This window comes from Undibacterium sp. WLX3042 (genome assembly GCF_049544825.1).
Classification (GTDB): Bacteria; Pseudomonadota; Gammaproteobacteria; order Burkholderiales; family Burkholderiaceae_D; genus Undibacterium.
In genome coordinates, this window is sequence record NZ_CP186698.1 from 833,065 (window position 1) to 855,291 (window position 22,227).

The following is a 22,227-nucleotide window of genomic DNA, read 5'->3' on the forward strand; positions in this document are numbered from 1 at the left end:
TCTTCTCTTACTGCGCCGGACCTGTCTGACACCAGCGCAGTTGCTGCCTCAAACGCAGCATCGGCCGCATCTCAGTCACCGCGCCGTTGCTGTGGTTTGAGTAAATGCCGTCCGTCCCTTATACTTCCCGCCGCGTGACACAATCACCGTACCGCGCTTTTGATTGCATCAACCAGCAATCAGCAGCTTTTTTATTCAGTAACTGTTGTACCCGTTTTTATCCCTTTTTCATTCACTTTTTGCAGCCAGACACTGTTGCCTTATCAGGTTCACAGTCGCCCGCTGCGCGGAGCCATAAGCATGACCGCTTTTGTATTTAACGAAATCAACTTCGACAACCACGAACAGGTTGTCTTTGCCTCAGAAGAAAAATCAGGCCTGAAAGCCATTATCGCTGTACACAATACGCATCTCGGCCCGGCAATGGGTGGCTGTCGTATGTGGAATTACGCCACAGAAGCAGAAGCAGTACGCGATGTATTGCGCCTCTCACGCGGCATGACTTATAAAAACGCCGTTGCCGGCCTGCCTATCGGCGGCGGTAAAAGCGTCATCATCGGCAACCCGAAAACAGATAAAACACCGGCTTTGTTTGAAGCCCTCGGCGAAGCACTGGAGCGCCTCGGCGGCCGCTATGTCACGGCAGAAGACGTCGGCACCAGCCCGGCAGATATGGCCAATGTCGCCAGCAAAACAAAATACGTTGCTGGTCTCGGCGACCGTGGCGATCCGTCACCATTTACCGCACTCGGCTGCTTCGTCGGCGCACAGGCGGCCATCAGACATCAGCTCAAACGCGACAGCTTTGACGGTCTGACCGTCGCACTGCAAGGTTTGGGTCATGTCGGTTACGACTACGCCCGTCGTCTGCATGCAGCAGGTGCAAAATTAGTCGTGGCCGATATCGATCAGGCGGCATTGCAACGCGCGCAAGACGAGCTGGGTGCAGAAGTCGTTGGCATTAATGCGATCTACGATGTGCAGGCCGACATTTATGCGCCTTGCGCTCTGGGTGCAACACTGAATCCGGATACATTGTCCCGCCTGAAAGCAAAGATCGTTGCGGGTGCTGCCAACAATCAGTTAGCCACCGCTGATATCGGTGAAGCCTGTCGCCAGAAGGGTATTTTGTATGCGCCGGATTTCGTCATCAATGCCGGCGGCATTATCAAAGTCTGCTACGAATACCTGAATACACCGGAAGATGGCATGGAAGCGCATGTACGTCGTATCGGCGACACGCTGACGGAAGTATTCACCCGCGCCGATGCAGAAGGCCTGCCAACCAGCGTGGTAGCTGATCGCATTGCAGAAGCGAAGTTTAAAAAATAAACTGACTGGCGACCGCCTGATTTGCGGATGCTATCTTGAGCGAGCTACCTGAATCATCAGGTGGCTTTTTTATGTGCGCTTCACAACTGCATTATCAGTGGGCAGGCCTCAAAAAAAGCACCTGTCATGGTACGCAGATACAAGCTCATTTTTCCGCTACCTTAGGCAGCAAACCTTCCAGTTGCGCAGGTAAAGATCCGGCGGAATCATAGTTCGACAGCACGATCATTGTGTATCCGCTGTCGAGGTACATTGCAACATCACCGGACACGCCACGCAGGCTGCCCGAATGTCCCGCTACTTTTCCGGCTGGGCTATTCCATATCTGAAAGCCTAAACCGTAGGGTCTGCCGCCCACGTTTTGGCCCTGGCTGTATTCCGTCAGATGTAATTGCAGCGTATCTTTTTTAATTAACTTCCCGCTCTGCAATGCGGTCGTAAAGCGCCATAAATCGTGAACAGTCGAGTAACCTGCACCGAATGGCAGCCCCCGCAAAGGAATATAAAAATTATTCTCTTTTGAAAAATCCGGCGCTTCCGGCGTAGAAAAATAACCAGTCGCCATGTTATCGACAGGCTCATCCCGGAAATAGCTGTCAGAATTCAGCATCCCCGCAGGTCGGTAGATATGCTCACGGATATAGCTGAAAAAATTTTCTCCTGACGCCTTCTGGATCACCAGACCTAATAAAAAATACCCTGTATTGCTATAGGAAAACCGGCTGCCCGGTTCGGCTTTCAGCGTGTCGCCTTGCAGTAAAGGTTTGTAATCGGCGAGTTCCCGCAAAAACAGCAATCTGATGTAAGGCGACTGAATGATCTGCTGCGACAGCATGTCTCCAAAGCCAGCGCGGTGTGACAACAACTGCCTTATCGTGACCTGATCCAGTACATTTTTGGGATACCAACCCACATCCACGTATTGACTCAACTTATCGTCGTAACTGAGTTTTCCTGCGTCCGCCAATTGCGCAATCGCGACGGCAGTCAGCATCTTTCCTATCGACGCGATATTAAATTTTGTGTCTATCGTATTCGCATAGTGGTAGCGCTTATTTGCCTGCCCGCAGGCGCCATCGGCGATGAGGCGCTCTCCATTCGCAATTAAGATCGCACCGGAAAACTGATTCTGCTGACATTTATCCTGAAGAAGTGCGCGGACATGATTCGCTAATTGTTTTTCCACCGGACTTAATAAGGCTGTTTGGTCCTGCGTCGCTGCAACTGCCGGTGTTGTTGATACCGCCTGAGCGACCACCTGCGCAGAAGAAAATGAAGATTCACTGAAAAATAAAACGGCTCCACTAACAACAAACAGCAGTTTTTTTATCCGCATGTGATCACCTTATTTTTCATGGAAAGAACAAGCAGCATTCATTCAACTACGAACTTAAAAAATAAGCAATATCGGCGCACTGGCATTTCACTACCTCTGTCGGGAGCTGAAAATGATAAAGCCGCCTGAAACGGGATTCAGGCGGCTTACCAGGTCTGCTCATTGACAGGACGGTGATTACGCTCGTTGTTCGGCCTCGCCTGTCGTCAATTCTGCGTCGCTGTTAAACACGTTCATATCAGTTTCACCCAATACTCGACTGGTGATCGTCCCCGCTGTCATTGCACCGCTGACATTCAATGCCGTGCGCCCCATATCAATTAAGGGTTCCACGGAAATCAACAGTCCCGCTAATGCGACTGGCAGATTCATCGTGGAAAGAACGATCAGCGCAGCGAAGGTCGCGCCACCACCAACACCGGCCACGCCGATCGAGCCTATCGTGACGATCGCGATGAGCTGCGCGATAAAGCTGAAGGTAAATGGATCGATGCCCACCGTTGGCGCGATCATAATTGCCAGCATCGCAGGATAGATTCCGGCACAGCCGTTCTGACCTATCGTTGCGCCGAACGAGGCAGCGAAATTCGCGATGCCTTCCGGCGTCCCCAGGCGCTGGGTCTGGGTTTGTACATTCATAGGAATGGTACCCATGCTGGTGCGCGAAGTGAATGCGAACGCCAGTACCGGAAATATCTTTTTAGCGAACTTCAGAGGATTCAGCCCGGCACCGGCAATCAGACATAAATGCACACAAAACATCAGTAACAGCGCGCTGTACGATGCGACGACAAAGTTAATCAACTTCAGAATATCGGCATAACTCGATTCCGCCACAACCATCGCTATTAAAGCAAAAATGCCATACGGTGTCAGACGCAGCACCATGGAAACCAGGCGCATGACGATAGCGTGGGCAACGTCGACAAACTGGGTGAATGAGGCAAACAGCAAAGGTTTGCTTGCAGCGATACCGGTCGCAGAAAGACCGATGAAAATCGAAAAAATCACGACCGCTATCGTCGATGTTTTACGTGCGCCGGTGATATCCAGAAACGGATTCGTCGGTATAAAACTCAGGAGCAAACTTGGCAGGCTGATCGCTTTTGCGTTTGCCAGCGTGCCTTGCAGATATTCGCCGCGCGCGACTTCGGCCGCGGTTGAACTCAGGCCAACGGCAGTCAGGCCAAAGAATTTGGCCATCATAATACCAATGCCCGCTGCAACCGCTGTCGTTGCCAGCAAGGTGCCTATGGTCAAGGCACTGATTTTACCCAGCTCACTGGCACCATTCAGTTTCAGAATCGCACCGACGATCGACACCATAATCAGCGGCATCACGATCATCTGTAACAGCTTGACGTAACCAGTGCCAACGATATCGAGATAAGCATTGGTCGTGGTAATAATCGCTGCGGTACTGGCATCACCGCTATACAACAGATGCATCGCGGCACCCAGCAATACACCCAGTACCAGGCCAGTCAGCACGCGTACTGTGAACGTTGCCTCCCTACGCTGCTGCCGGTACATCAATCCGCCTATCGCCACAGCGATGGTCAGATTAATCAAAACAAAGATGGTGGAATAAGTAGCGATCGGACCGATCATGAACTTGCCTCTGTCTAAATGAAATGAAGTGAAAAGCAGTGACGAATAGGCCACTTAGCATGTGAAGATTTTTCGATAAAAAATCAATGACTCCTGCGATTATACTTGGCAACGATAAAGTCACTGCATGGTGGCGATGTCGCCACGAGAGCGCAGGTATCAAAGCACATTGCGAAAGCGTTCCGCTACAAATACACTGTCCGTCTTGCTGCAAAGCAGCCCTACAGATTAACTCTGACGCCTGAGAAGGATGCTGCCAATGACGATCTTGCTTACCCCGCGCCTGCAATTGATTCCTATGGACGACAATCATTTCGACGGTTTGTTCGCAATGAACAGCGATATCGAAGTGATGCGCTACATTACCGGAAAGCCGGATACACCCGCCGACACGCAAGCGATGATCGATCGCGTCAAAGCGCGCTGGAAAGAATATGGCTTTTCCTGGTGGTCGTTTTTTGACAGAGACAGCGGTCAGTTAGTCGGTGCTGGTTGCATCCAGCATCTGGGGCGCGATCCGGCAAATCCACTGGAAGCAGGCTGGCGATTAAGACGTGACCGCTGGGGCAACGGCTATGCGTCGGAAGCCGCCAGAGCAATGGCTGGTTTTGCTTTTGACACACTGAACGCGCCCTTATTATGTGCGGTCTGCCATCCGGATAATCATGCGTCTGCTCATGTCATGAAAAAACTCGGCATGCAGTTTAAAGCGACTGAATCCTGGTATGACATGCAAGTCGCCGTCTACGACATGCCGCGTGAATCCTGGTACGCCGACAGCGCGGCTGGTGATCGCGCAAACTGACTCCGCATAAAGGCGACATCAGTGAGGTTGTCGCCTGCTCTTGAACCCCGGCCCATCAACATCCGGGGTGCATCATTTTTCTCACACACCTGCACGTCAACTTTCTTCCGTCTTCTGCATGCTGCGGATGAAAAACAGCGCCGGCAAGGTTACGCTGTTTATGCTGTCGCTTCGTGCCCCTGTTCGCCACACATTGTCCGCGGAGTGTTGCGCTGGTTCTGTTTTATTTAAACTTTTTCATTTCATTAAAACAACTTCTCTCTTAAAATTGCTTTTATGATCAGGCGGGCGAATGTCGGAGTCAGACACTAAGGTATCTTGCATGACGCATCGTTTTCTGATCGACAGGTATTCGTGGCGCATCACCGGCGTCGTCACTGCGCCGGCTTACAAATCAAGGAGAAAAAATGAGTATGGTGTTTTGCCGCGGCTGCGGTAAGGAAATTCATGAAACCGCGCTGACCTGCCCCCACTGCGGTGCGCCACAGGGAACGCCGCAAGAGACGAGCAAATCGGACAAACGGGTACTGCCTGCAGCATTGCTGTGCTTTTTCTTAGGCGTCTTTGGCATACACCGGTTTTATGTCGGAAAAATCGGCACCGGTATTTTGCAGCTGCTGACGTTTGGCGGTCTTGGTATCTGGGCGCTGATCGATTTCATTATGATCGTCGTCGGCAGCTTTACGGATAAAGACGGTAATACCATCAATCTCTGGACCTGATATCAAGGGCGAGTCTCAACCACAATAAAACCGCACGGATGCTCTGGCTGTATGCCAGCTGAAAAAGATGTGCGGAACACTCCATCTGAAAAGGAAGAATATGAGCATGGTATTTTGCCGCGGCTGCGGTAAAGAAATTCACGAAACTGCTGCAACCTGTCCGCATTGCGGCGCACAGCAAATTTTATCCACACCTGCAGCGGCGAACGTTGCCGGTGATGAAGTTCAGGCGTTCGACTGGTATGTCGCTGTACTCAGAAATTATGCCGGTTTCAGTGGCCGTGCACGTCGCAAAGAATACTGGTTCTTTTTCCTGTTTAACATCCTGATCAGTATGGGTTTAGGTCTGGTCGATGGCATCACGGGTAGTTCAAATATTTCATCAGGTATGGGATTTCTCGGTGGTCTTTATGCATTAGGTACATTCATCCCTGCTATTGCAGTTACCATGCGCCGTCTGCATGATACCAACCGCAGTGGCTGGTGGATGCTGATCGCACTCGTTCCTGTCGCCGGCATCATCGTGCTGCTGGTGTTCCTCGCGAGCGAAGGTCAAAAAACAGAAAACCGTTACGGTGCTCCGGTCAAATAAGCCGACCGGCGTCTTCAAAAAAGATCATCAGGTGCTGACCTGATCGTCGATGCGAATAAAAAAGCGACATCACTAACGATGTCGCTTTTTGTTTTTTCCGGTGTTTTTGATCGTCAGTAAATTTTACGAACCAGATGCTGGCGGACGTTGTTTCAATTCAAATCCCTCACAAGGTTTGCCTGATGCTTCGATAATTTCCATTAGAGGCTGACGCTGACTTTTGATGCCGAACATGCGGCATCCGTACATGAAATTCACATCATGCGTAATGTAGTAATGCACGCATAAGCGGCAGGTTTGCTGTATCGGTTTATTCGTTTCAGACATCATGCTCGGGATAATAACAACAGTACACCGTCTGCGACATCCTGTGCACAGCTGCCTGCAGCGGCTCTGCAGGCTGAAATAATACTCCCCCCAGTATATTAAATCGTCCTTTGTTTATGCTGACGATAGACGCATTTTTACAAAATCAGGGGGGAGTATGCTGATTTCCTGAAAAATCATCACCTGCATCAGATCCCACCGGGAATCATGGTGACGGCACTGCAGCTGCTGCCACTGTCGTGTTTCGCGCTGACGCCTGCAATGCCAGCCAGCGCTGATATACCAGCAAGGCGACATGCGCATCATTCGCCGCATAGCTGATTTGCTTGTCCGTCAATGGCTGCTGCGCCCAGTTCGAGGTCGAGGTCTTCTTTGATTTTGATAACTGCATGCCGAAAAATTTTGCCACCGCCGCTTTGGCCCCCATATCCTGATGACGATTCACACGCAAGGCTTTGGCCAGATCGAGCACATTCGTCGTCGTGATATTCAGTTTGCTTTTCAAATGACGCAGATCGTCGCTCAAGCCGAAACCGACTTTCAGTATATGCGGCGCTTCGAGAGCTGCTTTGACGACATCGATATTCACCGTCTGCACAACCGGAAAAAGAAAGGCCTCGGTTTCGGTCGCGAGCTGGATCAGATGCGGCCCCTGATGACGCTGGCCTTTTTGAAAGACAGGTTTGGTTTCAGTATCAAAGCCGAGCACGCTGGCCTGTGACAGATGCCGGTGCGCAAATGCGGCGCTGACAGTATCGGTGACGATATGAATGTTGGCTGGGTCGATACCCGGATAGAGCGGCAGGCTGGATTCCTGTTCTGACATCATGAAATAAGCGGAAGTGAATGACGGAATGGCTGCCAGTCTACCCCAGTAACGACCTCATGTCGCATCAGGGATGTGCTGCGTTTCATTATGCACATCCTGCCGCCGGCGCGCGGGATGAATTGCATGTGTGGCGAGCGAGATCATTAAAGACTGGCCATCCGGCAGCGTGACGGCCATTTTTTCACAGCCGTTATGCTGAAAATGATAAATCGTCAGATCACCGACGGCGCGCGAATTCTGTATATCGGCATCGACCAGAATTTCAGCCAGAGTATTGGCGGCACCGACATGCCACAACAGCTGATTAGTCAGCACTTTACTCATGACTCACTCCTCCGGACGCCGAGCCTGATTTTTCAGCACAAAAGCGGCAAATGCGGAAGCATCCACCGGTTTGGAAAAATAATATCCCTGCACCTGCGTGCAGCGCATTTCTCTGAGCAGAGCTGCCTGCTCCTCTTTTTCAACACCTTCCGCCACCACGTTCAGGCCCAGACTCAGCCCCATGGCAATGATCGCGCCGGCAATCGCAGCATCATCCGGATTCACATGAATATCATTGATAAATGATTTATCGATCTTCAGCTCATCAATCGGAAAACGGCGCAGATAAGACAAACTGGAATATCCTGTGCCGAAATCATCGAGTGAAATCGACAAGCCCAGATTTTTCAAAGAACGCAAGGTCATCAGGGTGCTGCTGACATCCTGCATCACCATGCTCTCGGTCAGTTCCAGTGTGACGGCGTGAGGATCAACGCCGCTGCGCTGAATAATATTGGCCACGCGTTCAGCAAGATCATCTTGCCGGAACTGGCGTGACGACATGTTCACCGCAACCTTGAGCGCGCCCAGACCATTATTCAGCCAGATAACCTGCTGACGACAGGCTTCATTCAGCACCCATTCACCGAGCGGCAAAATGAGGCCGGTTTCTTCAGCCAGCGGGATGAATTCTATCGGATGGATCAGCCCTATCTGCGGGTGATACCAGCGCACCAGCGCTTCCGCGCCGATGACTAATCCGGTTTTAAGATCAATTTTCGGCTGGTAATGCAGGGCAAATTCGGCGCGTTCCAGACCGCGCCGCATCGCGCTTTCCATGTTCAGGCGACTGATCGCAGTGACGCCCATTTCTGGAATAAACTGACGCACGCTGTTACGCCCGTGCTCTTTGACGCGGTACATCGCAATATCGGCATAACGCAGCAGAATTTCGCCATGATCACCATCACGCGGATACACCGATACGCCGATACTGGCAGTGACAAAAACTTCTCTGCCATTGATGTGCATGGGGCGGGACAGGGCATGCATGATTTTTTCTGAAATCGCTTCCACGTCATCGCTCTCAGGCAAATCCGTCAACACGATCACGAATTCATCACCACCGAGACGCGCAACCGTATCAGTGTCACGCACACACAGATTCAGCCGTTGCGCGACTTGTTTCAGCATTTCATCACCGGCGCCATGACCGGAAGCATCATTGATCAGTTTGAAATGATCAAGATCCAGCAGCAGCAAACCCACATGCAGATTCTGACGTTTGGCCCAGGCAATCGCCTGAGAAATGCGGTCATTCAGCAGATTGCGGTTCGCCAGCCCGGTCAGGCTGTCATGCGTCGCCTGATATTCGAGTTCTTTCTGATAATTAACGCGCTCGCTGACATCATTGATCACGCTGACGAAATGGGTCGTCACCGCACCCGCAGCATCCTTGACCGGGGAAATCCGCAACTCATTCCAGAACTGCGAGCCGTCTTTGCGATAATTTCTCAGCAAAGCGCGCCCCTCGCGCCGCTCACGCAGCGCAGAACGGATTTCTTCCAGATCCGGCTGCGCCAGATCGTCACGCACCAGAAAGCGCCCTTCACGCCCGATCACTTCGTCGGCGTGATAACCGGTGATCCGTTCAAACGCAGGATTCACATAAACAATGGAATGGTCGGTCTCGTCACTACGGGTGATCATGATGCCATTGCTGCTCGACACCAGCGCCTGCTCCCGCAATAACAATGCCTGCTCGACCTCCTGCAATTGAAACTGTTTATCGGAGATATCCTGACGCACGGCAACCAGATGCGTGACCTGTCCCAGTTCATTGCATAAAGGGCTGACGAGCTGGCGCTCCCAGTACAGATGTCCATCAAAATGCCGGCTCTGCACATCGCCATGCCAGTGCTCTCCGTGCCTGAGCGCCAGAAATGCCTGCATGTGCTGCTGGTCGCTGGCGGCACCGTTATTCCACAGTACGTGGGTTTTCCTGATTTCGTTGAGGCTGAAGCCAGAGATGCGGGTGTAACTGGCATTGCAGTATTCCAACTCGCCGGCAGCATTCGTAATCAGTATCGCATACGGGCTCTGATGCACCGACAGCGCCAGTAACTCAAGATTATTTTGCAGGTCATGGTGATCCTGGGTAGTCAGCAGTGCACGTACGGCTGTGACCAGCTCGTCTGCAAAGCGCGTCAATATTTTCCGGTGTTCCGCTGCTTCATGCAGTTCAAATGGTGCCCTGACGGACAGTTTCAGATGCATCTGCGGCGCGATATTGAAATTCAGCACCAGCGCATGGATGCCGTCACGCTCATCATCGGGAGGAGTAAATGATAAATCCGCTGTCCGTGTTGACGTCGCTTCAAAACGCGATGTCTGACCGTTATTGTCAAAAAAAATTTCAGTATGCGAATAGCCTGCCCGCAATACCAGTATCTTGCAAAATCCTTCCAGCAATCCGGGTAAATCTTCCGGATACCAGAGACAATCCGTCAGCTCTCCCAGCAGCAGATACCAGTTTTCCAACCTTTGCGACTCTTCGTCCAAAGAATTTGCGCGGCCTGTTATGTCCATCAGCTACATCGCTCCCCTCAATCATCGTGAAATCTGCGAGAAGATTTTTATACCTTGTTAAAAACATTAACGCAATATAAACATTGATCTGAGGAACGAAAAGTCCGCGGGACGAGGTTTCACGTTGCAGCAATGTGTCGCCTAGTCTGAGCGGATGACATTCCTGCCCCCATTTCTAGGTTAAAATCTAGGGTTTAGCAAACACTACACCTCGCGCCGCCCCGGCTGCGATAAAGGCAGACAGCACGATGCTCACATTTCAACAAATCATCCTGACATTACAAGATTACTGGGACAAACAAGGCTGCGCCTTGTTGCAACCTTACGATATGGAAGTCGGTGCAGGGACATCGCACACCGGTACTTTTTTACGTGCTATCGGCCCGGAACCCTGGCGCGCTGCGTACGTACAGCCTTCACGCCGCCCGAAAGATGGCCGCTATGGCGAAAATCCGAATCGTCTGCAGCACTACTATCAGTATCAGGTGGTATTGAAACCGGCACCGGAAAACATTCTTGATCTGTATCTTGGCTCGCTTAAAGCACTGGGACTGGATTTACAGCAAAACGATATCCGCTTTGTTGAAGATGACTGGGAAAACCCGACGCTGGGCGCCTGGGGTCTGGGCTGGGAAGTTTGGCTCAACGGTATGGAAGTCACACAATTCACCTACTTCCAGCAGGTCGGTGGTCTGGATTGCAAGCCGATTCTGGGCGAAATCACTTACGGTATTGAACGTCTGGCGATGTATCTGCAAGGCGTGGAAAATGTCTATGACCTGGTCTGGACCGAGCGCGAAGAAAACGGTAAAACCGTGCGTCTGTCTTATGGTGATGTGTTCCATCAGAATGAAGTTGAGCAATCGACCTTCAACTTTGAATATTCGAATACTGATTTTCTGTTTTCTCTGTTCACCAACTACGAAGCAGAAGCCAAGCGCCTGCTGGAAGTGACAGAAAAATCACTGGCTCTGCCTGCTTACGAAATGATTCTGAAAGCCGCACACACATTCAATCTGCTCGATGCACGCGGGGCGATTTCGGTGACAGAACGTGCCGCGTATATTGGCCGCATCCGTAATCTGTCGCGTGCAGTTGCAGCCGCCTATTACGCGTCGCGCGAAGCGCTCGGTTTCCCTATGTGCGCCGCTGATGATAAGCATAAACCTGTCGCCTGAAACCTGAACGCGCAGACGCCTTCCATAATTTCGGATGCCGGTTGCTGACCGGTATGCAGGAAAGAAAAACATGAACCAAACACTGTTAGTTGAATTATTTACAGAAGAACTGCCACCAAAAGCGCTGGCAAAACTCGGCGAAGCGTTTGCCGCTGGCATCGTGAACGGCCTGAAATCGCGCGATTTTCTGGAAGCGGATTCCGTCGCCACCAGCTACGCTTCACCGCGTCGTCTGGCCGTCAGCATCACGCGTGTACGCGCGACGTCGCCGGATAAACAAATCCGCGAAAAAGTGCTGCCGGTTTCTGTCGCCATGGATGCCGCCGGTCAGCCGACTGCGCCACTGGCAAAGAAACTCGCAGCAATGGGTTTCGCTGATTTACAGATCAGTGATTTGGAGCGCGCGGCCGACGGTAAAGCAGAGAGTTTTTTCATAAACTATACGCGTGTCGGCGAAAAGCTTAAGTGGGAGCTGAATGAGTCAATCATAGAATCAATTGAACGGTTGCCTATTCCTAAAACTATGAGTTATCAACGTCCCGATGGTGGTACCGTGCATTTCGTTCGCCCCGCACATAGTTTGATAGCATTGCACGGTAGCGAAATCGTCCCAATCAACATTCTAGGATTAGATGCTGGACGCCTAACTCTAGGCCATCGTTTCCTGTCCGCTGGCGAAGTCAGTATCAGCCACGCCGACGATTACGCCGCTGCGCTGAAAACAGAAGGTAAAGTGATTGCCAGCGTCAGCGAACGTAAAGAACAAATCCGCGCCGCGCTGTTGGCAAAGGCAGGTGCCGATCTGGTGCTGATGCCGGAATCGCTGCTGGATGAAGTCACGGCACTGGTCGAATGGCCGGTCGTTTATGAATGTCATTTCGAAGAGGAATTTCTGGCAGTTCCGCAGGAATGTCTGATCCTGACGATGCAAACCAATCAGAAATATTTTGCGCTGACCGATGCCGACGGCAAACTGCGCTCACGCTTTCTAATCGTCTCGAATCTGGAAACAGCAACACCGGAACACATCATCCAGGGCAATGAGCGCGTGGTGCGTCCACGCTTGTCGGATGCGAAATTTTTCTTTGAGCAAGACAAGAAAAAAACGCTGGCATCGCGTCTGCCTCTGCTGGCGAACGTGGTGTATCACAACAAGCTGGGTTCGCAAGCCGAACGCACAGAACGGGTCAAAACACTGGCCGGAAAAATCGCTGCAGCGTTGCATAGCGATGTTGCACTGGCAGAACGTGCGGCCTTGCTGGCAAAAACCGATCTGCTGACCGACATGGTCGGTGAGTTCCCTGAATTGCAAGGCATCATGGGCACCTATTACGCCCTGCACGATGGCGAACATGCTGACGTCGCGGCGGCTGCTTCCGAGCATTATCAACCGCGCTTCTCTGGTGATGCATTGCCGGTGACAGCAACCGGCACCGCCGTTGCTCTGGCCGATAAACTGGAAACCCTGGTCGGCATCTGGGGCATCGGTCTGCAACCAACAGGTGACCGTGACCCGTTTGCGCTGCGTCGCCATGCGCTCGGCATTTTGCGCATGCTGGTCGAAAAACGCCTGCCCTTGTCTTTATCTGCCTTGCTGGCAGATGCAGTTGCCTTGTTTACAGGTAACAGCCAGTTCAAAGATCCGGGCGCAGAGGTATTGAATTTCCTGTTTGACCGTCTGCGTGGTCAGTTGCGTGAACGTGGTTTTGCACAAAACGAAGTTGAAGCAGTCGTCGCGCAAAATCCGGATACGCTGGACAACATCGTTGAACGTTTACAAGCGGTACAGGCATTTGCGGCTTTGCCGGAATCGGTCTCGCTGGCGGCGGCAAATAAACGTATCACCAATATCCTGAAAAAAGCCGAAGGCACTCCGGGCGCAGTGAACGCAGCCTTATTACAGGAAACAGCTGAACAAGCGCTGGCGAAAGCAATGGCCGATGTGAAACCACAAGTTGACGCAGCCTTTGCCAAAGGCGACTTTACTGCTGCGCTGAAAACACTGGCCGCCTTGCGTGCTGAAGTCGACAGTTTCTTTAACGATGTGATGGTGAATGCGGAAGACCCAGCATTGCGGAATAATCGTTTAGCGCTGTTGTCCAGTCTGCATGGCATGCTGAATCAGGTTGCTGACATTTCCAAACTCGCTGCTTAAGAATGACGTCTAAGGATTTGCCGATGAAACTCATTATTCTCGACCGTGATGGCGTCATCAATCATGATTCCGATGCTTTCATCAAGTCGCCGGATGAATGGGTGCCTATCCCCGGTTCACTGCAAGCGATCGCCCGCCTGAATCAGGCGGGTTATCGCGTGGTCGTGGCGACCAATCAGTCTGGTATCGGACGCAAGCTGTTTGACATGACCACGCTCAATGCGATTCACCAGAAGATGCATACGGCAGCACAGCAAGTCGGCGCGACAATTGACGCTGTCTTTTTCTGCCCGCATATGGCTGACGATAATTGTGACTGCCGCAAACCTAAGCCCGGTATGTTGCAGGAAATTGCCCGTCGCTATGAAGTGAATCTGAAAGGCGTGCATACGATTGGCGATTCCTTACGCGACCTGCAATCCGGCTTTGTGGTCGGCTGCATTCCTCATCTGGTGCTGACCGGTAAAGGCCGCAAGACGCAGGAAAAAGGCGGGCTGCCGCCGGGTACACACATTCATCCCGACCTCGCAACTGTGGTCGATCATTTGCTTGCCGCAAATCAGGCTGAGATCAAAACTGACATTAATATGGCGATCTGACTTTGCTGTCGGCCGCAACGAATGGAAATCTTATGTATCGCGCACTCCTTTTTATCCGCTCTTTTATTTTCATGTTGCTGATGATTGCCATCACGGTGATCTGGTCCCCCATCAGCATGCTGTTTGCGTTCCTGCCATATAACCAGCGTTATTACATTACTGCGCGCTGGAACGTTTTTGTGGTGTGGGCTGCTAAAGTTGTTTGCGGTATCCGTTATGAATTCAAAGGATATGAAAATTTTCCGGATGCACCGGCGATTATTTTGTCCAAACATCAGTCAGCATGGGAAACGATTTTCCTGCTGATGGCGACACCGAGACCATTGGTTTTTGTATTCAAAAAAGAAATTACGTATATCCCGTTTTTTGGCTGGGCGATTTCGTTGTTGCGCATGATCCCTATTGACAGAAACAAAGGTAAGGATGCGTTTGCCCAGGTTGTCAGCATCGGTAAGAAGCGTCTGGCAGATGGTCAGTGGATCATCATGTTCCCGGAAGGCACCCGCATCGCGGTCGGTAAAAAAGGCTCTTACAAAGGTGGTGGCGCCCGTCTGGCGGTCGAAACCAATACACCGGTGGTGCCGATTGCGCTGAACTCAGGCGAATGCTGGCCAAAAAATTCGTTTATCAAAAAACCAGGGCTGATCACAGTCTCGGTTGGTAAACCGATTTCTCCGGAAGGCTGCACTGCAGCAGAGCTGATGCAAAAAGTCGAAACCTGGATAGAGGCGGAAATGCGGGTGATTTCCCCTGAGGTTTACAAAGACGAGAAGAAATAATCCCCTGCCCCGCCTGCTTGCTGAACACGTCCGCAAGCCTTGATGCGCGGTGATGAATTCCCGGCAAATACCTGCCGCTGTATCACCGCTCTATCAACGTGACGGCAACGCTTGATTGCCGCTTTGTCTTTGCTTCAATGCAGTTTCGCGCGACTCCAGCGGATTTTTTCAACTTGGTATACATTGCGCTCTGGTTCTTCTTTTTTGTCGTTGCGGATAAAAATGTGCAATACAAGTTCAGTGTCATCAATGTATCTCAGTTGAAATGAAATCCCCGCTTCCATCTTTAGGTAATGCCATACAACGCGCCTTACAACTGGATTTGTTCGGCGATTTTTTGTTGTCGGAACGCCTGCGCTCACCTACTCCGGCGGCGACGCCAGTACTAACTCCACAACCAGGCAAACCAGCGGTACAAGCACCTGTACCTTCGCCAACATTACCAGTCACAGACACCGTTACAGCGCCCAGAGCAGGCGATCTGCGCCGCTTACTGCTGCAGGGAACATGGCTGACGTATCAGTTGCAAAGATCAAAGCGACGCAGCATCGGTTTCCTGATCAACGAAGACGGCCTGCGCGTCACCGCGCCACGCTGGGTCACGCTCGCTGATATTGAAAAAGCCATCCATGAAAAGCAGGCGTGGATCTTACGCAAACTGGCGGAACGGCGCGAACTGACCGCACGTCGTCTGCGACCGGCAATGGAATGGCGCGACGGTGCCCGGCTGCCCTATCTGGGAAACGAGATTACCTTGCGCATCGCACCAGGCGCTGCCAATGCAGCTCATTTCTGCCACGAAGCGAATGAACTGTTGATCAGCCTGCCGCACGAAGCCAGCGAACAACAATTGAAAGACCGGGTGCAGGCATGGCTGCAGCAGGAAGCCAGACGCGAATTTAATCAGCGCTTGCCGGTCTTCGCCGAGAAATTGAATGTCCGTTATCACAGCATGACTTTATCAGCAGCGACAACCCGCTGGGGATCATGCACCTCGCAAGGTAAGATAAGACTGAACTGGCGGCTGATCCATTTCTCGCCACAAATTATTGATTATGTCGTCGCGCATGAACTCGCGCATTTGCGGGAAATGAATCATAGTCCGCGTTTCTGGGCGACGGTACAATCGGTCTTTCCTGACTTCGAGACGGCCCGCCATCAGTTGCGTCAGCATGTCAGCGCAGATCTACCCGAATTCTGAAAAAAAAGGGGGAGTATCCTGAATAGTCCCTCTTTAATCAGCATCAACACTAAGGCTTTTTTAATAAATTTGAATTACTCCCCCCAGTACATAAAGGAAAACACATGCGCATTCTGCACACTATGTTACGCGTCGGTAACTTGCAACGATCCATAGCTTTTTATACCGAAGTGCTTGGTATGAAATTACTGCGCCAGTCGGATAACCCTGAATACAAGTACACGCTGGCGTTTCTGGGCTACGGCAGCAACCCTGAGCATGCCGAACTGGAACTGACTTACAACTACGGCGTTGAGCAGTACGATATGGGCACAGCCTACGGACACATCGCAATCGCAGTACCGGATGCGTATGCCGCCTGTGAAGCGGTCAAAGCACGCGGCGGCAATGTGACACGCGAAGCCGGTCCGGTGAAAGGTGGCAGTACGGTTATCGCGTTTGTACAGGACCCAGACGGCTACAAAATTGAATTCATTCAGCGTATGTCTGAAGTCAGCCTGTAATCGTTGCGGTAATACGCAGCTTCAATAAAAAAAGCGCAGAGTCTCTGCGCTTTTTTTTAGACATCCGAAAGAATGGATTGCGTCCGGCTACTTTTGTTCTGCTTCTTTTTCCTTCTCGCCCGGATAACTGACCATCTGATTGATTGCCCTTGCGAGGAAACGCACGCTGAGAATAAACAGCAAGAATAAACCGGTAAAAATCGCTGTCCACATCAACGCAATCCAGACAAAATAAATTTTTTATTTACAGCAACAACGAATATGCAAGGTTAACAAGGTTTGCCCGAATCAATGCTTCATTGATGACGCATGTTTGGTTATTGCATTGTTCAGCAGCCGTTTACAGACTTTCCGCGGGCAGACGAACAATTGGCTTCAAGATATTGAACACTGAAAACATACGCTCATCTTTGATGCTTATACATGTCCGTATCTGCGAAAATACGCAATCAAGCCGCTGGTCGAGGTGTCGAGCTGGGCATCATTCGACTGATCCCCCATAATCGCCGGCAATAAGCGGTTCGCCAGTTGCTTACCTAATTCAACACCCCATTGGTCGAATGAGTTAATGCTCCAGATCACACCTTGCACAAAAACTTTGTGCTCGTACAGCGCCAGCAGCATCCCCAGCTGGAAAGGGTCCAGACCCGGCATCAGTATCGTGGTGGAAGGCTGATTGCCTGCAAATACCTTATGCGGCAGCAATTTCGCGATCTGCGCCTCACTCAGTCCCGCCTGCGTCAGTTCTTCCCTTGCCTGCGCCTCCGTTTTGCCAAACGCAAGCGCTGCGCTTTGGGCGAGGCAGTTCGCCAGCAATGGCGCCTGATGTCCGGGCAAAGGAAAATCACTGGATGCCGCCACCACGAAATCACAGGGAATCAACCATCCTCCCTGATGCAGTAGCTGGAAAAAAGCATGTTGCCCGTTAACGCCGATTTCTCCCCAGACAATGGGATTCGTGCGGCACGTCAGCGCCTGACCATCGCGATCAACAGCCTTACCATTCGACTCCATTTCCAATTGCTGTAAAAACGCCGGCAAATGGCGCATAGACTCGTTGTACGGCAATATAGCTGTGGTTTCAGCGCCGAGGAAATTGGTATTCCAGATCGAAATCAGCGCCATCAGCACGGGCAGATTCTGTTCCAGCGGCGTGGTCCGGAAATGGCTGTCCATCGCTTCTGCTCCCATCAGCAGTCGCTCAAAACTATTCATGCCTATCGCCAGGGCAACAGATAGCCCCACCGCCGACCACAAAGAATAACGCCCACCGACCCAGTCCCAGATTTCAAGAATATTGCTGTCGGGAATACCGAATTCATGCGCCTTCGCCGGGCTGGACGTGACGGCAATAAAGTGTTTGGCGATTGCCCATTCCTCCATCGCGGCTGCCATCAGCCATGTGCGGGCTGTATGCGCATTAATGCTGGTTTCCTGTGTCGTGAACGTTTTGGATGCCACCACAAATAAGGTAGTGCGCGGATCAAGCTCCTCCAGCAGAGGCGCCAGATGTGCGCTATCCAGATTCGACACATAATAAAATTTCAGATGCGGATACTGTAACGCTGACAGCGCACGGGTGGCCAGTTTAGGACCCAGATCAGAACCACCGATACCGATATTCACGATGTTTTGTATCGCGTCGCCCTTAAAGCCACGCCACAAGCCGCTGCGGACACGCTCAACAATGTCGCGCATCCGTTTGCGGACCGCCCGCACCTGCGGCATCACATCATTGTCTGCCGCCGGAAACGGCTTGTAATCCATGTGGCGCAGGGCGGTGTGCAAAACAGCACGGTCTTCGCTGATGTTAATTTTCTCACCGGAAAACATACGGTCACGCCAGCCTTCGACATCGGACAGACGTGCCAGTGCCAGCAGGCTGTCCAGTGCAGGCTGATCCAGCCGCTGCTTGGAATAATCGACCAGCAAGCCTTCGAGTTCTGAGGAAAAACGCTGAAATCGCTGACTATCCTGTGCAAACAAATCCCGCAGATGCATCTTTTCGAGACGCTTCTGATGTTGTAACAGAGAGTGCCATTCCGGTGTCAGCGTAATATTCATGTCGTCAAAACCAATGTGAACTGAAAGTGAAGAAATAATCCGCAGTGAATCAATCGTTAAGCAGTAACTACGCAGCAGACAGCAGGCGGGCCAGATTCACATATTGCTCCAGCGCGATTGTCTCAGGCCGCGCCTGTGGATCGATACCGGCATCCAATAACTGCTGTTCGGTAAACATACCGGCAACGCAATTCCGCACCACTTTCCGCCTTTGCGAGAACGCTTTGGTCACAACAGCTTCGAGATTCGCCTGTTCGCAAGCCAGCATGTCCGATTTCGGGATCATACGTACAATCGCCGAATCCACTTTCGGCGGTGGATCAAAAGCTTCGGGCGGCACGATAAACAACAGATCCATGTGATAACGCCATTGCAGCATGACTGACAAACGCCCGTAGGCTTTACTACCCGGCTCGGCCACCATACGTTCAACCACTTCCTTCTGCAACATGAAATGCTGGTCCTGTACCAGCGGTGCAATCCCGGCCAGATGAAATAATAAGGGACTGGAAATGTTGTACGGCAAATTGCCGACGACCCGTAATTTCTTTCCTTCCGGTACGGGAATGGAAGAAAAATCGAATTTCAACGCATCGCCTTCATGCACGATCAGTTTTTCTTCGGGAAAACTTTTTTTCAGACGAGCAACCAGATCGCGATCCAGTTCGACGACATGCATCTGCGGCACACCTTCCAGCAACAGTTGCGTCATCGCGGCGAGACCGGGACCGATCTCAACCATGGTATCGCCCGGCTGCGGATTGATAGCGCGGATAATCTGGCTCAATACCAGCTGATCGGTCAGAAAATTCTGACCGAAACGTTTACGAGGAATGTGTTTCATGATGATGTTTTGTTTTTTGCTATGGCGGCGGCGCTGCGTATTGCCACCTGCATGCTGCCGATATCGGCGTGTCCCACGCCTTTTGCAGCGAGATCGAGCGCAGTGCCATGATCGACGGATGTACGGATCAGCGGCAGACCCAGAGTAATATTAACGCCCAGTCCGAAACTCGCGTGTTTAAGTACAGCCAGCCCTTGGTCGTGGTACATGGCCAGCACACAATCTGCGTCCGCCAGGTATTTTTGCTGGAATAAGGTATCGGCCGGATAAGGACCGCTGACATTGATACCCATGCTTTGTGCCTGCTGAATCACGGGTGTAATGACGTTGATTTCCTCCATACCGAGATAACCGTTTTCACCCGCATGAGGGTTTAAACCTGCGACCAGAATACGTGGCTGCGACAGGCCGAACTTACCCCGCAAATCGGTATCAATGATCTGTATCGTGCGCAATAAATGCTCAGGCTGTATCGCCTGCGGAACGTCTTTTAATGGCAAATGCGTGGTCGCGAGCGCAACGCGTAAGGGTTGAGGCAAGTGGTCGCTGGCTTCGCAAGCAAGCATCATCACAACCTGTGGCGTATGGGTTTTTTCCGCGAAATATTCTGTATGACCACTGAATTTGACGCCTGCGTCGTTGATCGTGCTTTTCTGCAGGGGCGCTGTCACGACAGCATCACACCAGCCCCGTTCCACCGTTTCGATAGCGACGTCCAGTGTATGCAATACTGCGCGGCCATTACGCGGATCCAACTGACCCGCAACCACGTGCGCACTTAGCGGGCAGTCAATGACGCTCATCCGGTCGGCCGGTATTGCCGACAGGCCATAATTCCTTACCGCCTCGATAGAGACTGCCATCAGGCGAATGGCCGGGTCAACGTCATTTGCCAGCATCGCCAGATAAGCAGCATCACCTATCAGTACCGGCCTCACCTCGTGACGTAAAGACCAGGCCGCACGCAGAGAGATTTCCGGTCCGATTCCTGCCGGCTCCCCTACCGTCAGGGCAATGACCGGCAATCTTGGTTCTGGCATTATTGATCTTCCCGGTATTCAACATAAGTACGGTCACGCAATTCGCGCAACCAGTCCTGCAGTGCTTCATCCGCTTTGCGTTCGCGCAAAGCCTGACGTGCGATCATGCGCTGGCGGTCTTTCGACTGATCTTCCACTTTACGTTCCAGCACCTGAATCAGATGGAATCCGAATGGTGATTGCACGGGGTCGCTGACTTCATTGATCGCGAGTTTATTCATCGCATCTTCAAATTCTTTCACGGTATCACCCGGATAAATCCAGCCAAGATCACCGCCTTTTGATGCACTGCCATCAGCAGAATTGGTTTTAGCCAGTTCTTCAAAGGTCGCTGTTTTATTCTCTATCTGCTTTTTCAGATCCAGTAATTTCTGCCGGGCCTCAGCTTCTGTCACGATCTGATTTGCTTTGATCAGGATATGACGAACGCGGGTTTGCTGAACCGCTGCAACAGCAGGCTGTCCCTCACTGGCAGCGCGCTTACCAACCAGTTTCAAAATATGAAAACCGTTCGGACTACGTATGATTTCAGAAAACTCGCCGACCTTGATTTTGTTAATCGCATCAATAAACAATTGCGGAATACGGTCTTGTTCACGCCAGCCGATATCGCCGCCTTTCAGGGCTTCGGCGCTGTCTGAGTAAGTCACTGCCAGCTTGGCGAAATCACCGCCCGAACGCAATTTCTGCACAACTTCTTCAGCACGGTTACGGCGCAGAGCGATTTGCTCAGCAGTGGCATTTTCAGGAATACGGACCAGAATATGCTGCAAGTTGATTTCCTGCTTACCTACTTTGGCACTGGCTTCTGCGGCGAGAAAATTATCAATCTCTGATTCGGTAATCAAAATTTTGCTATCGACTTCACGCTCACGGATACGTTGCATCATGATGTCGTCACGGATCTCTTCGCGGAAACGCGCAAACGAAGTACCTTCACGTTCGATCTGATTGCGAAATTCCTGCAGATTCATCTTATTCTGCTCCGCCATACGCTGCAAGGTACGGTCCAGCATCACATCATCGACCCGCATGCCGTTTTCTTTGGCCAGTTGCAGCTGAGCACGGTCAACAATCAGGCGCTCAATTATTTGTTTCTTCAATTCTGCCCGGTCCGGCAAAGCAGTTCCTTGCGCTCTGAGCCGGCGCTCAACAGAAACGATACGCTCATTGACCTCTTGCTGCGTGATCACTTCATCATTCACAACCACGGCAATGCTGTTGATGGCTTGTGGTTTAGCAGGGGCTGATACCTGTTGTGCCAGACTGAACTGACTTGTCAGCAAACTTGCGGAAACGGCCAAAACAGAAATAAAAGTGCGTTGTTTCATGTGCAATAAATGTCGCATAATGTTCTAAAAAGCTGGTTAAGCAAGGCGTCAGAGCAGCGTGTTCTGAGAGCGCAAAAGTTGCAATATACACGTTAGCTCTCATTTCACAAACAACCACATCCTGAC

Annotated in this window: 21 protein-coding genes; 10 read left to right on the top strand and 11 right to left on the bottom strand. The window is 51.5% G+C overall.

Translation table 11 applies throughout. The features are described 5' to 3' along the window. Window positions 1–300: 300 nt before the first annotated feature. Window positions 301–1,332: a Leu/Phe/Val dehydrogenase gene (locus ACPAOP_RS03755; protein WP_423709391.1), complete on the top strand. Its 1,032-nt coding sequence runs from the start codon at window positions 301–303 to the stop codon at window positions 1,330–1,332. Between the two features lie 145 nt (window positions 1,333–1,477). Here ACPAOP_RS03755 and ACPAOP_RS03760 read toward each other — a convergent pair whose 3' ends face one another. Beyond that, entirely contained in the window at window positions 1,478–2,668 is a 1,191-nt protein-coding gene (locus tag ACPAOP_RS03760) for a serine hydrolase domain-containing protein (RefSeq protein ID WP_423681268.1), read from the bottom strand. Window positions 2,669–2,845: 177 nt separating this feature from the next. Then, window positions 2,846–4,279, bottom strand: a complete 1,434-nt coding sequence (locus tag ACPAOP_RS03765; RefSeq protein ID WP_423709392.1) for an L-cystine transporter — start codon at window positions 4,277–4,279, stop codon at window positions 2,846–2,848. 259 nt (window positions 4,280–4,538) lie between these two features. On the opposite strand from ACPAOP_RS03765, the gene ACPAOP_RS03770 reads away from it, so the two are divergent. The 3 genes from ACPAOP_RS03770 to ACPAOP_RS03780 all read left to right on the top strand — a co-directional run bounded on the left by ACPAOP_RS03770 (window position 4,539) and on the right by ACPAOP_RS03780 (window position 6,398). After that, window positions 4,539–5,084, top strand: coding sequence for a GNAT family N-acetyltransferase (locus ACPAOP_RS03770; protein ID WP_423709393.1), 546 nt, complete (start codon window positions 4,539–4,541; stop codon window positions 5,082–5,084). 407 nt (window positions 5,085–5,491) lie between these two features. Then, a complete protein-coding gene (locus ACPAOP_RS03775) occupies window positions 5,492–5,806 on the top strand; it encodes an NINE protein (protein ID WP_423709394.1) in 315 nt (104 codons plus the stop codon). A gap of 100 nt (window positions 5,807–5,906) precedes the next feature. Then, a complete protein-coding gene (locus ACPAOP_RS03780) occupies window positions 5,907–6,398 on the top strand; it encodes a DUF805 domain-containing protein (protein ID WP_423681272.1) in 492 nt (163 codons plus the stop codon). 123 nt (window positions 6,399–6,521) lie between these two features. On the opposite strand, the gene ACPAOP_RS03785 is transcribed toward ACPAOP_RS03780, so the two are convergent. From ACPAOP_RS03785 to ACPAOP_RS03800, 4 genes are all read right to left on the bottom strand, one after another. Continuing rightward, window positions 6,522–6,725, bottom strand: a complete 204-nt coding sequence (locus ACPAOP_RS03785) for a hypothetical protein (RefSeq protein WP_423709395.1) — start codon at window positions 6,723–6,725, stop codon at window positions 6,522–6,524. Between the two features lie 205 nt (window positions 6,726–6,930). Next, window positions 6,931–7,551: a 3'-5' exonuclease gene (locus tag ACPAOP_RS03790; protein WP_423709397.1), complete on the bottom strand. Its 621-nt coding sequence runs from the start codon at window positions 7,549–7,551 to the stop codon at window positions 6,931–6,933. Between the two features lie 57 nt (window positions 7,552–7,608). Further along, complete coding sequence (locus ACPAOP_RS03795; protein ID WP_423681275.1) at window positions 7,609–7,878, bottom strand: hypothetical protein; 270 nt, start codon at window positions 7,876–7,878, stop codon at window positions 7,609–7,611. A 3-nt stretch (window positions 7,879–7,881) separates the two neighbouring features. Then, window positions 7,882–10,407, bottom strand: coding sequence for a putative bifunctional diguanylate cyclase/phosphodiesterase (locus ACPAOP_RS03800; RefSeq protein WP_423709398.1), 2,526 nt, complete (start codon window positions 10,405–10,407; stop codon window positions 7,882–7,884). 248 nt (window positions 10,408–10,655) lie between these two features. On the opposite strand from ACPAOP_RS03800, the gene glyQ reads away from it, so the two are divergent. The 6 genes from glyQ (at window position 10,656) to gloA (ending at window position 16,822) form a co-directional block, all read left to right on the top strand. Then, the gene (glyQ, locus tag ACPAOP_RS03805) at window positions 10,656–11,585 is read left to right on the top strand and encodes a glycine--tRNA ligase subunit alpha (protein ID WP_423681277.1); all 930 of its coding nucleotides are present in this window, start codon (window positions 10,656–10,658) and stop codon (window positions 11,583–11,585) included. A gap of 70 nt (window positions 11,586–11,655) precedes the next feature. Next, window positions 11,656–13,740: a glycine--tRNA ligase subunit beta gene (glyS, locus tag ACPAOP_RS03810; RefSeq protein ID WP_423709399.1), complete on the top strand. Its 2,085-nt coding sequence runs from the start codon at window positions 11,656–11,658 to the stop codon at window positions 13,738–13,740. A 23-nt stretch (window positions 13,741–13,763) separates the two neighbouring features. Further along, the gene (gene gmhB / locus ACPAOP_RS03815) at window positions 13,764–14,339 is read left to right on the top strand and encodes a D-glycero-beta-D-manno-heptose 1,7-bisphosphate 7-phosphatase (protein WP_423709400.1); all 576 of its coding nucleotides are present in this window, start codon (window positions 13,764–13,766) and stop codon (window positions 14,337–14,339) included. 32 nt (window positions 14,340–14,371) lie between these two features. Beyond that, a complete protein-coding gene (locus ACPAOP_RS03820; protein WP_423709401.1) occupies window positions 14,372–15,118 on the top strand; it encodes a lysophospholipid acyltransferase family protein in 747 nt (248 codons plus the stop codon). Window positions 15,119–15,383: 265 nt separating this feature from the next. Beyond that, window positions 15,384–16,319: a YgjP-like metallopeptidase domain-containing protein gene (locus ACPAOP_RS03825; protein WP_423709402.1), complete on the top strand. Its 936-nt coding sequence runs from the start codon at window positions 15,384–15,386 to the stop codon at window positions 16,317–16,319. 104 nt (window positions 16,320–16,423) lie between these two features. Then, complete coding sequence (gene gloA / locus ACPAOP_RS03830; RefSeq protein WP_423681286.1) at window positions 16,424–16,822, top strand: lactoylglutathione lyase; 399 nt, start codon at window positions 16,424–16,426, stop codon at window positions 16,820–16,822. An 87-nt stretch (window positions 16,823–16,909) separates the two neighbouring features. Here gloA and ACPAOP_RS03835 read toward each other — a convergent pair whose 3' ends face one another. The 5 genes from ACPAOP_RS03835 to ACPAOP_RS03855 all read right to left on the bottom strand — a co-directional run bounded on the left by ACPAOP_RS03835 (window position 16,910) and on the right by ACPAOP_RS03855 (window position 22,101). Then, window positions 16,910–17,035 (bottom strand): hypothetical protein, encoded by a 126-nt coding sequence (locus ACPAOP_RS03835; RefSeq protein ID WP_423681288.1) that lies wholly within the window; start codon window positions 17,033–17,035, stop codon window positions 16,910–16,912. A 204-nt stretch (window positions 17,036–17,239) separates the two neighbouring features. Then, window positions 17,240–18,886, bottom strand: a complete 1,647-nt coding sequence (gene pgi / locus ACPAOP_RS03840) for a glucose-6-phosphate isomerase (RefSeq protein ID WP_423709403.1) — start codon at window positions 18,884–18,886, stop codon at window positions 17,240–17,242. A gap of 67 nt (window positions 18,887–18,953) precedes the next feature. Continuing rightward, the gene (gene rsmA, locus ACPAOP_RS03845) at window positions 18,954–19,730 is read right to left on the bottom strand and encodes a 16S rRNA (adenine(1518)-N(6)/adenine(1519)-N(6))-dimethyltransferase RsmA (RefSeq protein WP_423681290.1); all 777 of its coding nucleotides are present in this window, start codon (window positions 19,728–19,730) and stop codon (window positions 18,954–18,956) included. After that, the gene (gene pdxA, locus ACPAOP_RS03850; RefSeq protein WP_423709404.1) at window positions 19,727–20,770 is read right to left on the bottom strand and encodes a 4-hydroxythreonine-4-phosphate dehydrogenase PdxA; all 1,044 of its coding nucleotides are present in this window, start codon (window positions 20,768–20,770) and stop codon (window positions 19,727–19,729) included. The genes rsmA and pdxA overlap by 4 nt, the downstream gene beginning before the upstream one ends. Then, the gene (locus ACPAOP_RS03855; RefSeq protein WP_423709405.1) at window positions 20,770–22,101 is read right to left on the bottom strand and encodes a peptidylprolyl isomerase; all 1,332 of its coding nucleotides are present in this window, start codon (window positions 22,099–22,101) and stop codon (window positions 20,770–20,772) included. The genes pdxA and ACPAOP_RS03855 overlap by 1 nt, the downstream gene beginning before the upstream one ends. Window positions 22,102–22,227 lie beyond the last annotated feature (126 nt).